A 13,648-nucleotide genomic window follows, 5' to 3' on the forward strand; every position below is an offset into this window, starting at 1 on the left:
AAAAGCTTTTTTAATTGTTTCACCCGAAAGTGCAATTATATCACACACTTCCTGGTAGTGCGCCCATTTTGTCGGCAATTCACTTATGCATTCAGGATCTTCAATATCCCAGTACACCACTTTTTTTATTAAAAGTATCAGGGAAATGGGGCGCAATTTCATGTGTAGAATCGTATATTGTCACAATTAAATCTGCGTCTTCAAGTAACTTTTGGCTTGGCGTATAGGAAAACTGTTTGGTGCTTCCATGGAAAATTCATGAAGAACATCATTTACAAAATTGGTATCCCTCGCTTTTGACCAAGAACCGCTTATGAAAGTGACATCACGAAGCGGTAGTTTCTTTGCCCAGGCATGTGCAATGCTGCTACGAATATGCGATTGTGACAAAAAATAAATAAGCTTGTGAGCCATGTTCCAAATCCTTTCTACAATCACTCTGAATAGAATTATCTAGCAATAATGTAAAAGTACCCTTTTTTCGTGTTTAGAAACATAATTTCCAAGAAAATCTTCCATAGAATTGTGACAATGTTATGGCGAGTTTTTTTGCGAAGTAAAAATAAGGCTTAAGAAGGTAGAAAAAAATTGGAATATAGCGTAAAATAATCATATTCCCGTGTACTTTTGCGTGGATAAATTAATTAGAGAAAGTTAGGAGATAAATTTGGAAAATTTTAAGCAGCTGATTGTGAAGTATTTCAAACAATTTTTCAGCTTTATCTGGAAGTGGCTTGGTATTGGATGGCGCAAATTTAGGCGCTTTATGAAAAATCGTCATGTGATTAAAATTATTATTTTAACTATTTTATTAGCCATTTTAGGATTTATCGGTTACTTGACGATTGTAGCCAAATCAGCAGATATTGACGCGCTTAAAAAGGGACTTGAAACAGCTACCATTATTTATGATAAAGACGGGGATAAGGCTGGGGAGCTTTCCTCAACCGATGCAACGTTTGTAAAAATTGATAAAATTTCAAAGAACGTGCAAAATGCAGTTGTTTCCATTGAAGATCGTAAATTTTATGAACATAATGGATTTGATATAAAAGGGATTATGCGTTCAGCGTTTGGCCTTGTTTCAACAGGTGGAATAACGGGTGGAGGAAGTACCATTACGCAGCAACTTGCTAAAAACGCATTGCTGACTCAAGAACAAACCTTTACGCGAAAAGCAAAAGAACTCTTTATGGCACGAGAAATCGAAAGAACGTATTCGAAAGATGAAATTTTAGAGATGTATTTAAATCGCTCTTATTTTGGAAATGGCGAATGGGGCGTGGAAAATGCATCAAAAAAATATTTCGGTAAAAGCGCAGCCGATTTAAATATCCCAGAAGCCGCAACAATTGCCGGTTTACTTCAAGCGCCTAGTGCCTATGATCCTTATAAGCATTTAGACAAAGCAACGAACCGTAGAAATATGGTTTTAAAAGCGATGAAGGAAAATGGTAAGATTACGGAGGCGGAGTATAAAACATATAGCGCCACGCAAATTGCACTTACAAATAAAGCGAAAGATCCACTTGCTAATAAATATCCATGGTACATTGATGCTGTCATTAATGAAGCTGTGAATGAAGCAGACGTTACGCAAGATGAGATTATGAAAAAAGGTTATCAAATTTATACAGAACTTGATCAAAATTATCAAACATCATTAGAAGGCACATATAGTGATAATAGTCTGTTTCCGCAAAATGCCGCAGACGGGACACTTGTTCAATCAGGAGCAGTATTAATGAATCCTGAAACGGGTGGAATTCGGGCGTTAGTGGGTGGCCGAGGCGAGCATACTTTCCGAGGATTTAACCGTGCGACTCAGATGAAAGCTCAACCAGGTTCTACGATGAAACCACTAGCAGTTTACGTTCCAGCGCTTGAAGCGGGATGGAAAGTAGATGATATGCTAAAAGATGAAAAAACCACTTATAAAGGAAACTATACACCAACAAATGTGGGTGGTTATTATCAAGGCGAAGTCCCTATGTATGAAGCCGTGGCAAAATCAATTAATGCACCGGCAGTATGGTTACTTGATCAAATCGGAATTAAAAAAGGCGTGAAGTCCTCGGAAGAGTTTGGTATTCCGCTTGAGGATAGTGATGATACGCTTGGCCTAGCTCTTGGCGGATTAAGCAAAGGAGCTTCACCAGTTGAAATGGCTACAGCATACGCCACTTTTGCAAACAAAGGTGTAAAACCAGATAAAGGCTATATTATTAGTAAAATTGTCGATCCTTCTGGAAATACGATTTATGAACATGTTCCAGAAACTAAACGAATTATTTCGGAAAAAACATCGAATTCGATGACCTCCATGCTCCTTGATGTTGTGAACAGCGGGACAGGAACAAACGCTGCTGTAGCAGGATATGAAATGGCAGGAAAAACAGGTTCGACGCAAGTTCCGTTTGATGATAAAAATGGAACAAAAGACCAGTGGTTTGTAGGATACACGCCGGATTTAGTTGGCGCTGTTTGGATTGGATTTGATAAAACGGATGAAAACCACTATCTGAAAACCACAAGCTCACAAGGCGTTGCCAATTTAGCGCACTATGTAATGAAGAGTGGTCTTCGTTATCAAACGCCAAAAGATTTTGATACAAAAAGTGCAGCACAAGAAACAAAGGCCAAACAACAAGAGGAAAAACAGCAAGAGGCCGAAAAAACTGATTTCTGGAATACTGTAAAAGATAAAGCGAATGATGCTGGTGATGCCATCGAAAAAGGCGCTGGAAAAGTCATTGAATTTGGTGGCAAAGTGAAAGATGGTATTGGCAACTGGATTGGCTCTTGGTAAATAGAAAAACTCAAAGTTTTACGCAAAACAAAACGGTTCTCACCAAAATCAGGCTGCTCTCAAATGGTGAGATTCTAGGCAGAGTCTCTGTACCGAAGCAGAGCGTACTGAAGTACTTAAACACCGGCACGGAGGCACAAACGGTGAAGATTGCCGTTTGAGAGCAGTTTGAGATGGAGCTCCCGCTCCATCTTTTTTTCTGTGATTGACTATAAGTGTTATCTGTTATACAATATATATAACAGAAAAGGAGTGTTTAATATGGAAATTGCAGGCATTGATTTTGCTCTTATTTTACCGATTCTTATCTTATACCTTGCTTTACTTGTTACAGCACTTGTTGATTTAATTAGACATTGGAACATACGGAAAAACCCAATTATTTGGCTTATTGTCGTTTGTGTTATTAATATTATCGGACCAGTTGCATATTTTATTTTTGGACGAAAAGAGGAGTTTAAATGACAGAACTCCGCATTCAAAATTTATCAAAGCATTTTGGCGCGCAAAAAGCTGTGCGAAATGTAAGTTTAGTTGTTCCGGACGGATCGTGCCTCGCTTTAATCGGCCCAAACGGAGCTGGCAAAACGACGCTAATTAATATGCTTGTGCAAATTTTAAAACCAGACAGTGGCGAGATTTTACTAGACGGAAAGCAAGTTCGGCATTTGAAAAATTTAATTGGCTATTTACCACAATATCCGCATTTTTATGGTTGGATGACAGCTAAAGAATGTTTGAATTTTATGGGGAAATTATCCAAAATGAGTCAAACCGATTTAAACGAACGAATTCCAGAGGTTTTAGCGCTTGTTGGATTAGAAAAAGAATCCGCCAAACGAATTAGTGGATTTTCAGGCGGAATGCGCCAGCGTTTAGGGATTGCCCAAGCCATTTTACATCGTCCAAAACTGCTCGTTATGGATGAACCCGTCTCGGCGTTAGACCCAATTGGCCGTTTGGAAGTGATTAGGTTGATTGAAAAGCTCAAATCAGAGACGACCATTTTATTTTCGACCCATATTTTGGCGGATGCGGCTGAAATTTGTGACCATATTACGATGATAAAAAAAGGTGAAATCGTACTTGATAAGCCACTTGAAACGCTTTTAAAAGAGGCAAGTACGAATGTTTTTGAAATTGAACTTACAGGCGAAGAGGGTGAGTGGTATGCGGAAGTAAGCCAACACTCTAACATTTTGTTTTCTGAAAAAAAAGGTACTGTTTATCGCTTTGAAGTAAAAGATAAGGCGTCTATGAGCGACTTTTTATTGCAATCACTCGCGGCAAAACATCTTGAAGTGGTGCGATTTATGAATGTACACGAGACGCTTGAGCAAATTTTTATGAAGAAGGTGAGCGAATGAATGCACTTCTTGTCAAAGAATGGCTTGAAATGAGACGCAATTTAAAAGTCATCTGGTTGCCTATAGTTTTTGCGATTCTAGGTTTAACACAGCCGCTTCTTGTGAAATTTTTACCTGAAATTTTAAAGGCAGTGGGAGGCGTTCAAGATGCAGACGCGCTCGTTCAAATGATGGGCCCTACAACGCCAGAAGTCATTCTAGGCCAAACATTGTCCTCACAGTATGACCAACTAGGGATTATTATTTTTGCAGTTGCCGCAATGGGAGTCATTCTCTCAGATCGTAATAGTGGCATGCTAGCGTTTATTATGACAAGACCCGTTGAACTCCGTAGCTATGTGATGGCCAAGTGGATGAGCCAGTTTATGACTGCATTTTGCGTCCTTCTCTTTGGGTACGCTTTGTCCGCATACTACACCATTCTTCTTTTTGGAGATTTAAGTTTAAAACGAGTGATTCTTGCCTTTTTGATGTACGTTGTCTGGTTTTGTTTTGTCGTAGGCATTGTCATCTTGGCAAGTGCTTTCTTTAAAAGTAGCGCGGCGGTTGCAAGTATTGCGGTAGTTTTTGCAATTATTCTTACTGCACTAAACGCGCTTAATTCAAAATGGCTTGCGCTTAGTCCGGCCTATTTAAGTAAAAGTGCGGCCCAATTTTTAACAAATGGACAGGTTTTAGAATGGTTTTATGTTTCTTTAGCGCTTACCATCGTCTATTTAGTTATTTTATTTAGCTTGACACTTCTTGTTATGCGCCAAAAACCACTGCAAGTCGAAAATCATTAAATATGCTATACTATTTTCGAGGTGAGGATTGTGGAGAGAATTGAAAAGGATTCATTTGGCGAAATTTCTGTAGAGGCAAGTAAATTTTGGGGCGCGCAAACAGAGCGAAGCAGACAAAATTTTAAAATTGGTGAGAAACGTATGCCGCTTGAGGTGATTGATGCCTTCGCGCTACTTAAAAAGGCTTGCGCGACCGTCAATGCGGCTTGCGGGAAACTAGATTTAGACAAAGAAAAGGCCATTGGTTTTGCTTGTGATCGCATTTTAAACGGCGAGCTTGACGAACATTTCCCGCTTGTTGTTTTCCAGACGGGGAGCGGTACGCAAACGAATATGAATGTAAATGAGGTTGTGGCTTTTGTTTCACGCGAAAAAGGTGTTATGGTTCACCCAAATGATGATGTCAATATGTCACAAAGTTCCAATGATACATTTCCGTCTGTGATGCATATTGCAGCGTATAAAGCGATACATAAGAAACTTTTGCCGGAGTTAGATAAATTTCAAGCCATTTTAAAAGAAAAGAAAGAAGCTTACTGGCAGCTTGTTAAAATCGGGCGCACGCACTTACAAGATGCGACCCCGCTTACGCTCGGTCAGGAAATTAGCGGGTATGAGGCGATGATTAAAAATGCCAAACGTTTTATTGAGGAAAGTAGCGTTTCATTATGCGCACTAGCAATTGGCGGCACAGCAGTCGGGACGGGCATTAATGCACCAGAAAACTTTGGTAATGATGTAGCTTCTGAACTAAAAAGATTAACAGGTTTTCCATTCATTTCGGATGAAAATAAGTTCTTTGCCCTTCAAAGCCACAGTCCGATTAATTATGTGCACGGGGCTATTCGTGCACTTGCATCTGATTTAATGAAAATAGCGAATGATATTCGTTTTTTAGCTAGCGGTCCTAGAAGTGGAATAGGGGAAATTCGTATCCCTGAAAATGAACCTGGAAGCTCCATCATGCCAGGGAAAGTCAATCCTACGCAATGTGAGGCACTAACTATGGTGGCGGCACAAGTTATGGGAAATGATACGACCATTAATGTAGCGAGTAGTCAAGGTAATCTGGAATTAAACGTCTATAAACCAGTAATTATTGATAACTTTTTAGAGTCTGTCCGCTTGCTGACGGATGGAATGAGGTCATTTCGAATTCACTGCTTAGATGGTTTGCAAGCGAATGAAGCGATTATCCAAGATAAACTTGAAAACTCACTCATGCTTGTAACAGCTTTAAATCCGCATATTGGGTACGAAAAAGCAGCGGAAATTGCGAAAGCTGCCCATGAAAATGGGACGACTTTACGCGTTTCAGCCATTTCATCTGGTTATGTGACAGAAGAACAATTCGATAGCTGGGTTGATCCACATAAAATGACCAATCTTTAATCATACTTTAGAATGAAATTCCTCGAGAAATATTGTTGCTCGGGGAATTTTCGCGTATAATAAAACCACTTTAAAGGATGGTGCAAACATGCAAATTTTGGTTTCAATTATATTAATGGCGCTTATCGGTGGTTTTATCGGAGCAATGACGAATTTCATTGCGATTCGGATGCTTTTTAGACCATTTGAGGCGAAATATATTGGGAAATGGCGTGTACCTTTTACGCCTGGACTCATTCCCAAAAGGCGAGATGAGCTCGCAAAAAAAATTGGTGAAGTTATTGTCGAGCATTTACTAACAGGTGACATGATTAAGCGCAAGCTAGAAGACGCGGCACTTCAAAAAGAAGTAACTTTAACCATACAACAATTATTTGAAGAAAAAATGAGTTTGCAAACAACGCCTGATGAGCTAGCTGAACTAGCCGGATTTAAAGGTGGCAAGGAAAGGCTAATTCAGTGGGTCGCGGATAAAATAGAACAAGAACTCACTCGTTTTTTAGAAGAAAAAAAAGAAGTAGAACTACAACAATTTGTTCCCACTGCTTTAAAAGAAAGTATACGAAAACATCTGCCTAGTATGACAGAAATGGGAATAGAGCGTGTTAAGACCTACGTTTTAAGTGACGCAGGTAAAGCGCAAATCCACATTATGCTCGATAAATTTTTTACGGAGCATGGTAAAATGGGCAGTTTCGCTAAAATGATGCTAAACATCGAATCGTTAACGGAAAAAGCGCAACAAGAACTAGCAAAAATGCTAACACAGCCAGAAACGGAACAAATGATTCTACATTTGTGTGAAACAGAGCTTGACCATGTTTTTACCAAAAAATTGCAAGAGGTTTTAGCGCTGGATAAGAAAAAACAGTTGGTGGAGCAAATTAGGCGAGAAAGCATAACTTTTTTACAATCGGAAAAATGGTTGAATAAGCCAATTCAGGAAAATTTAAAGAAATATGAAACGCAAATTGTAGCCAATATTATTCCTTATGCTACACTTCGTTTGCTTGAGTTTATCGCAAGCCATAGTGCTGATATCATGAAACGACTCGATATTTCTAGTCTTATTGAAAAACAAATTGAGACTTTTTCTTTAGAAGAGGTTGAAGCGATTGTGATTGATATTTCGGGGCGTGAGCTTAAAATGATTACCTATCTTGGTGGGGTTTTAGGAAGTTTTATTGGAATTATTCAAGGCGTGTTAGCGATTTGGATGTGACAAGCCCAAAGACTTTTGTTATAGTTAGTTAAGAAGAAATAAACTATTTTTGGAGGATTTATAATGAGCGAAAATATTTATGATTTAGCACATGATTTAGACAAAGGTATTCGTGAAACAAACGAGTTTAAAAGCTTACAAGAAGCATACAAAAATGTAAACGCAGATGAGGAAGCTAAAACAAAATTCAATCGTTTTCGTGAAATCCAAGTAACCATTCAAGAAAAACAAATGACGGGACAACCCATTGATGATGAAACTGTTGATGTGGCACAAAAAGTAGCTGAGGAAGTGCAACAAAACGAATTAATCATTTCGCTTATGGAAAAAGAGCAAGCGATGAGTACCATTATTAATGATTTAAACCGTATCATCATGACGCCACTTCAAGATTTATACGAAGTGGAACAATAAAAAAAGTGACTAGGCGATTCCTAGTCACTTTTTTTATTTATAGAAAGGACTGTGCTTCTAATTCAAGTGCCAGTTCTTTTGCTTTTACTAAAATAGGAGAAGCCGTTTGTGCGCTTATTTTATCGAAGGAAAGAAATTTATATTTTTTAGGCTCTTTTTTTGTAGCCTCAAAAATAAGTGGCACAGCCGTATCTTTTTCGAAATTTAAATCGACAAGATAGAGGGCGCAAATTTGATGGAGCAAGCGTTTCCCGTTCATGTCATGTGCGACTAGGAAATCAAATGTTCCAAGGCTTCTTTTAGCTTCAGGAAAAACGTGATACGAACTAAGGTGTCGCTTTAGCGCATCATCTAACATTTCATCCTCTAAAACGCTACCACCTGGCAAATCATATTTATGCATAAACGGTCCACTCTCGCGAAGTACAACTAAAATATGCTGTTTGTGTATGTATAAACCGTAAATGTTAAATGTACGATTCCAGTTTCCCATAAAAACCCCTCCATCCATATGACTATGTTTATTGTAGCACAACTTTACTTTATTAAAATAGGGCTCTGGCAGGACTTGCGAAAAAAAATCATTCTAGGTATAATTAGAACATACATTCGTTTTTGGAGGTGGATAAAATGACAGAAATAAAATTTTTACATATTGCAGATTTGCATTTAGATAGTCCTTTTATCGGTTTGAAGTCCCTTCCGAGAGCTATTTACGAACAAATTAAAGAAGCGAGCTACCGTTCTTTTCAAGCGATTACGAAACGGGCGATAGCCGAAAAAGTCGATTTTGTCCTCATTTCGGGAGATATATATGACAAAGAAGACCGGAGCATTAAAGCACAAGTTCAATTTTATAAAGAAATGAAACGGCTGCAAGAAGCCGAAATTGACGTGTTTTTAATTCATGGAAACCACGATTTTTTAGAAAAAGGAAAAGATCTGATTCTCTTGCCAGAAAATGTCCACACATTTGACGAAAAAGTAAGCCATGTGACATGGGAAGGCCGTGACGGGCGGACTTCGAAAATATACGGATTTAGTTATGGTTCGCGGCATATTTTAGAGAACAGAACAGCCGAATATGTGCCAGATGGTCATGCCGATTTTCATATTGCGCTTTTGCACGGGTCAGAACTTACGAAATCGAGTGAGCATGATGTATACGCTCCGTTTCGTTTAGAAGAAATTACTCGAAAAGGTTTTGATTACTGGGCGCTTGGCCATATTCATAAACGCGAAGTGCTACATGAAAATCCGGGCGTTTATTATCCCGGCATTATTCAAGGGCGAAATCGTAAAGAATCTGGGGGAAAAGGGGGAACTATTGTTACACTAAATGAATTTGGTGCACATTTCGATTTTTTTGAAACAGCTCCAATTGTTTGGGAAAGCATCGAACTTGTTTTTACTGAAGATTTATCAAACAATGCCCTTTTTCGAAAATTAGAAGAAGCATTGTCGCAATTTGAAAATCAGAGTAAATCGTATATTTTAGATATTGAAGTACGCCTAGCCGGCAAAAAGCAAATTCCACATGAAGAATGGCTACAAATGCTTCAAGATGGACGCACAGTTGAAACGCCGTTTATTTGGGTTAATAAGATCACTTTTGTAAATATGGAAACCGCGTCTAAAGATTGGTTTAATGAAGGTATTTTGCAAACGGAATTGAACCGCTCTGTAAGTGAATTAGAGAAGGAAGAAGTGTTCTTTAAAACGATTGAGCCGCTTTATTTCCATAATGGCATTCGAAAATTTTTGCCTGATATAACAGATGAAATGCGCGAACAAATTGTCAAAAAGGCGACCGCACAAGTAGACGCCATCTTAAATCAAGTGGAAGGAGAGTCAAAATGAAAATTTCTTCCATTTCAATTTTAGGTTACGGAAAATGGTCTAATGTAGAATTTAATCAATTAGCTGATTTTCAACTTATTTATGGTGGGAATGAGGCTGGTAAGTCAACCATTATGGCTTTTATTCATAGTATTTTATTTGGTTTTCCTACAAAGCAAAGCACTATCCCGCGTATGGAGCCTAAAAATAAAGGTCCGTATGGTGGAAAAATAACGTTGACGGAAACGAAACTTGGTACAGTGACAATCGAACGTCTACGCGGAAAGGCAACAGGAGATGTAACGGTACAAGTCGAAAATGGTGCTATTTTTGGTGAAGAAAAGTTAGCGGAAATTTTAGGTGAGATGGACCGACATACATATGAGGCTATTTTTTCCTTTGATATACACGGTTTGCAACAGGTTCACCAAATGAAACAGTCGGAGTTTGAAAAACAATTACTCGCAACGGGAACATCTGGATCAGATACGCTCCTAAAAGCAATTGAACAACTTGAAAAGCAAATGGATCAACTGTTTAAACCAAGTGGACGTAATCCTAAAATTAATCAGGCGATTCAAGAGACAAACAAAGTTCATGAATCCTATCTTGTAGCAAAAGCAAAAAAATGATAGTTATGCTGCATTGCTGGCAGAGCTGACCGAGCTAGATGAAGCATCGCAGAATAGATTTAATGAACAGAAGAAACTGGCCGGGGAGCTTTCAAATCTTGAGTGGATGAAAGACAAATGGCCCGTTTATTCGGAATGGCAAACGCTTCAAGAGAAAACAAAACAGGATTTTTATTTCCCGGTAGATGGAAATATTCGTCTTGAACACTTTATAAATCGGTTGCGTGAACGTGAAAATGAATTATTACAACTTCAAGAGCGCAAGAAAGTTTTGGAAGAACCTACATTTTCAAACGATGTCATTTTAAACAAGGCGGAAGCTTTGGAAATAGAATCGCTTCTTGAAATGTGGCCGGTTTATCAAGAGCGTAAAGCGGCGTTTCAGGAGCTTAGATACACAGAGCGAAAGCAATTGGAACAAGTGACACTTCATTTTGGGGATACGGTTCCAAGTTTTAACAGCAACATGGACCGACAAGTTGAACAAATCGTTCATGCCATGGCTGAAATAGACAGTGATTTTCAAACGGAAGAGCTTACACTTACTTTTTTTAAAAAAGAAGAGGAGAGTGTGCAGGAGGAAATTGATAGCTTAGAACAAGTTATGCTCCCTATAAAGGAATGGGGGGCGGGCTCTGCGCACTCGGTGAAATCACGTGGGTGGGAAGATTTCATGTTTCCACTCTCCACTTTTGCCCTACTTCTCGCTATTGTTATGGCGATTTTCACTACTTCGTTTTGGACGCTTGGTTTGGTGCTTTTATTTGGCTGTAGTGCGTTATTTTTCTATATGAGAAATCGGCCTCAAAACGCTGGAAATTCATTTGTTTATGAGGAGCAAAAGCGTTACCGAGATAAATGGCAACAATTATATGCGAAAATGGATAGTATTGCTCATAAAAAAGCACATAGCGAAGAACTTCTTCAGGAAATGGCGGGGGAAAAGGCTAATTTAGAAGCACAACAAGCTTTGCTTTATGAAAAATTTTCGATGCAGCCAAAAAATGATTTTTTAAGAGATATGGCTGAAGTGAAGGAGCAAATCGCGCTTCAAAAAAGTTTGGCGGTTACTAGAAATCAGTTGGTTGAAAAGGAGAAGTTGATTACTTCATGGGAAGAAAAATTATCAGCTATTACTGGGGACGTCAATTCAAAAGAGGAGCACGTGGCGATTTTACGGCAAAATTTAATTTCGTATAGGGACAATCAAACGAATTTTGCGAAGCGGGAAGAAAAGCTAGAACAGCTTGACAATCAAATTGATTTACTGGAACGCGATGTAAGTGGATTGAAAATAGAAAAGGACAATTTGATGGCGCAAGCGGACGCACATTCGGAGGAAGATTTTAGGCAAAAGGGGCTTCTAGCAAAAGAATATGAGCAAGCAAGAGAGCGACTTTTATTGATTGAAGCGGAACTTCCAAATCCAGAAAGTTTTGAGGCTTATCGAAATTTGGCTGAGTTAAAGGAACGAGAATTTTCAGTGAAGCAAAAAATGGCTGATTTAGACGCTAAGGGACGTGATTCAGAGCGGCAAAGGGCTGAACTAAAACATGAGATTGAACGTCTTGAAGAGGGCGGGGTCTACGCGAATCAAAAGCAAATGTTTTATTTGGCACAAACGGATTTAACGGAACTTGCGGAGGAATGGTTCGTTTTAAAAAATGCGCATGAAATCTTGAAGAAAACGGTCACCCATTTGCAAGAAGAAAAGTTTCCTAAAGCGCTCCAATTTGCCTCTACGTATTTTTCAAAACTTACGCATCAGCGCTATAAACGCATTTATTTTGAAGGGGTCGCTATTTCGCGAGGTTGAAATATCGGCATTCAAAGTTATWCGGATCAGGTTATTTTTACGCCAGAAGAGTTGAGTCAGGCGACAAAAGAGCAACTTTATTTAGCCCTACGTTTTGCTTTGATTGAGATGATAGCCGGTGATTACCCGTTTCCTATTTTGATTGATGATGGTTTTGTTAATTTTGATAAAAAGCGGCTCGATTTAATGATGGAGTTACTGCGTTACCAAAAGACAAACAATCAAGTCATTTTCTTTACATGTCATGAGGAAGCTAGCAAATATTTTTCACCTGACGATAGACTCATGCTATACTAAACTTAGGTAGAAAGCATAGACAGAAAGTAGGCGAAATGATTGGAAAGAAAATTGTTAGAATTTGATGTCGGAGAAAGTGTTGAATTATTTTTACTTATAAAATCTAGTGTAAAAGGAACAGCCAGTAATGGGAAGCCGTTTTTAAGTCTTGTTTTACAAGATAAATCCGGGGAACTTGAAGCGAAACTTTGGGATGTTTCAGAGTCGGACGAAGCGTCTTATGCTGCGGAGCATATTGTTCATATTGCAGGGGACATTCAAAATTACAGGGGAAGAAAGCAATTGAAAATCCGCCAGATTCGTAAGGCAACTGCTGCTGATAATGTTAGCGCAGGCGAATTTATGGAGACGGCTCCGGTAAATAAAGATGAGATGGCTGAAGAAATTACGCAATATATTTTTGAAATGAAAAACGCTAATTTACAACGAATTACACGTTCGCTCCTCAAAAAATATCAAGATAAATTTTATGATTATCCGGCTGCGGTAAGACACCATCATGAATTTGTATCCGGCCTCAGCTATCATGTTGTTTCGATGTTACGACTTGCAAAATCGATTAGTGACCTTTATCCAAGTGTGAATCGCGATTTGCTTTATGCGGGTGTTATTTTACATGATTTGGGAAAAGTGATTGAATTATCCGGACCTGTTTCAACGACCTATACACTAGAAGGCAATCTGATTGGTCACATTTCAATTGTTGTGGAAGAAGTAAGTAAAATGGCAGAAGAGCTAAATATAGAGGGCGAAGAAGTGGTCATTTTAAAACATATCTTGTTAGCTCATCACGGGAAAGGTGAATGGGGTAGCCCTAAACCTCCATTAGTACGGGAGGCAGAAATTTTGCATCAAATTGATTTAATGGATGCTTCGATGAATATGATGGAAAAAGCATTACGCCATACAAAACCGGGCGAATTTTCAGAACGTATTTTTGGTCTTGATAATCGTTCGTTTTACCGTCCAAGTTTTGATGTCTAGAAAACACATAGCCTAAGGGGCTGTGTGTTTTTTTGAATATGGGATGGGAAATCAACTATTTTGTTTTGGGTTATAAAGATAGATGAATTGC

General features: G+C 38.7%; 13 protein-coding genes and 1 pseudogene. 12 read left to right on the forward strand and 2 right to left on the reverse strand.

The genetic code is table 11. The features are described from left to right. Positions 1-414, reverse strand: a pseudogene (locus LFLEISCH_RS16360) (low molecular weight phosphatase family protein); the annotation flags it as partial. Positions 415-667: 253 nt separating this feature from the next. Here LFLEISCH_RS16360 and LFLEISCH_RS06550 point away from each other — a divergent pair. From LFLEISCH_RS06550 to LFLEISCH_RS06580, 7 genes are all read left to right on the forward strand, one after another. Beyond that, positions 668-2,809: a PBP1A family penicillin-binding protein gene (locus LFLEISCH_RS06550; protein ID WP_007474552.1), complete on the forward strand. Its 2,142-nt coding sequence runs from the start codon at positions 668-670 to the stop codon at positions 2,807-2,809. Between the two features lie 261 nt (positions 2,810-3,070). Continuing rightward, complete coding sequence (locus tag LFLEISCH_RS06555; RefSeq protein ID WP_007474553.1) at positions 3,071-3,274, forward strand: PLD nuclease N-terminal domain-containing protein; 204 nt, start codon at positions 3,071-3,073, stop codon at positions 3,272-3,274. Next, positions 3,271-4,176, forward strand: a complete 906-nt coding sequence (locus tag LFLEISCH_RS06560) for an ABC transporter ATP-binding protein (RefSeq protein ID WP_007474556.1) — start codon at positions 3,271-3,273, stop codon at positions 4,174-4,176. The genes LFLEISCH_RS06555 and LFLEISCH_RS06560 overlap by 4 nt, the downstream gene beginning before the upstream one ends. Further along, the gene (locus LFLEISCH_RS06565) at positions 4,173-4,961 is read left to right on the forward strand and encodes an ABC transporter permease (RefSeq protein WP_007474558.1); all 789 of its coding nucleotides are present in this window, start codon (positions 4,173-4,175) and stop codon (positions 4,959-4,961) included. Before LFLEISCH_RS06560 ends, LFLEISCH_RS06565 begins: the two co-directional genes overlap by 4 nt. A gap of 30 nt (positions 4,962-4,991) precedes the next feature. Continuing rightward, entirely contained in the window at positions 4,992-6,353 is a 1,362-nt protein-coding gene (gene fumC, locus LFLEISCH_RS06570; RefSeq protein ID WP_007474559.1) for a class II fumarate hydratase, read from the forward strand. An 88-nt stretch (positions 6,354-6,441) separates the two neighbouring features. Further along, positions 6,442-7,575 carry a DUF445 domain-containing protein gene (locus LFLEISCH_RS06575; RefSeq protein WP_007474561.1) on the forward strand — a complete coding sequence of 378 codons (1,134 nt, stop codon included), beginning with the start codon at positions 6,442-6,444 and terminating at the stop codon, positions 7,573-7,575. A 63-nt stretch (positions 7,576-7,638) separates the two neighbouring features. Then, positions 7,639-7,989, forward strand: a complete 351-nt coding sequence (locus tag LFLEISCH_RS06580) for a YlbF/YmcA family competence regulator (protein ID WP_007474563.1) — start codon at positions 7,639-7,641, stop codon at positions 7,987-7,989. A 37-nt stretch (positions 7,990-8,026) separates the two neighbouring features. On the opposite strand, the gene LFLEISCH_RS06585 is transcribed toward LFLEISCH_RS06580, so the two are convergent. Beyond that, entirely contained in the window at positions 8,027-8,482 is a 456-nt protein-coding gene (locus LFLEISCH_RS06585; protein WP_007474565.1) for an NUDIX hydrolase, read from the reverse strand. A gap of 137 nt (positions 8,483-8,619) precedes the next feature. On the opposite strand from LFLEISCH_RS06585, the gene LFLEISCH_RS06590 reads away from it, so the two are divergent. The 5 genes from LFLEISCH_RS06590 to yhaM all read left to right on the forward strand — a co-directional run bounded on the left by LFLEISCH_RS06590 (position 8,620) and on the right by yhaM (position 13,557). Next, complete coding sequence (locus LFLEISCH_RS06590; protein ID WP_007474567.1) at positions 8,620-9,849, forward strand: metallophosphoesterase family protein; 1,230 nt, start codon at positions 8,620-8,622, stop codon at positions 9,847-9,849. Beyond that, entirely contained in the window at positions 9,846-10,460 is a 615-nt protein-coding gene (locus LFLEISCH_RS14645) for an AAA family ATPase (protein ID WP_007474569.1), read from the forward strand. Before LFLEISCH_RS06590 ends, LFLEISCH_RS14645 begins: the two co-directional genes overlap by 4 nt. Positions 10,461-10,566: 106 nt before the next feature. Next, positions 10,567-12,276: an ATP-binding protein gene (locus tag LFLEISCH_RS14650; protein ID WP_051057291.1), complete on the forward strand. Its 1,710-nt coding sequence runs from the start codon at positions 10,567-10,569 to the stop codon at positions 12,274-12,276. 51 nt (positions 12,277-12,327) lie between these two features. Beyond that, positions 12,328-12,573, forward strand: a complete 246-nt coding sequence (locus LFLEISCH_RS14655; protein WP_051057292.1) for an ATP-binding protein — start codon at positions 12,328-12,330, stop codon at positions 12,571-12,573. 39 nt (positions 12,574-12,612) lie between these two features. Then, a complete protein-coding gene (yhaM, locus tag LFLEISCH_RS06600; protein WP_007474571.1) occupies positions 12,613-13,557 on the forward strand; it encodes a 3'-5' exoribonuclease YhaM in 945 nt (314 codons plus the stop codon). Positions 13,558-13,648: the final 91 nt, after the last annotated feature.

Origin of the sequence: Listeria fleischmannii subsp. fleischmannii LU2006-1 (assembly GCF_000344175.1) — a bacterium.
GTDB lineage: Bacteria > Bacillota > Bacilli > Lactobacillales > Listeriaceae > Listeria > Listeria fleischmannii.

Bases quoted from the DNA above. Each gene is read 5' to 3' on its own strand.
- LFLEISCH_RS06555 (WP_007474553.1), top strand. From the start codon at position 3,071: ATGGAAATTGCAGGCATTGATTTTGCTCTTATTTTACCGATTCTTATC.
- LFLEISCH_RS14650 (WP_051057291.1), top strand. From the start codon at position 10,567: ATGAAAGACAAATGGCCCGTTTATTCGGAATGGCAAACGCTTCAAGAG.
- LFLEISCH_RS06585 (WP_007474565.1), bottom strand. From the start codon at position 8,482: ATGGGAAACTGGAATCGTACATTTAACATTTACGGTTTATACATACAC.
- LFLEISCH_RS06575 (WP_007474561.1), top strand. From the start codon at position 6,442: ATGCAAATTTTGGTTTCAATTATATTAATGGCGCTTATCGGTGGTTTT.
- LFLEISCH_RS06565 (WP_007474558.1), top strand. From the start codon at position 4,173: ATGAATGCACTTCTTGTCAAAGAATGGCTTGAAATGAGACGCAATTTA.
- LFLEISCH_RS06580 (WP_007474563.1), top strand. From the start codon at position 7,639: ATGAGCGAAAATATTTATGATTTAGCACATGATTTAGACAAAGGTATT.
- LFLEISCH_RS14645 (WP_007474569.1), top strand. From the start codon at position 9,846: ATGAAAATTTCTTCCATTTCAATTTTAGGTTACGGAAAATGGTCTAAT.
- LFLEISCH_RS06560 (WP_007474556.1), top strand. From the start codon at position 3,271: ATGACAGAACTCCGCATTCAAAATTTATCAAAGCATTTTGGCGCGCAA.
- LFLEISCH_RS06590 (WP_007474567.1), top strand. From the start codon at position 8,620: ATGACAGAAATAAAATTTTTACATATTGCAGATTTGCATTTAGATAGT.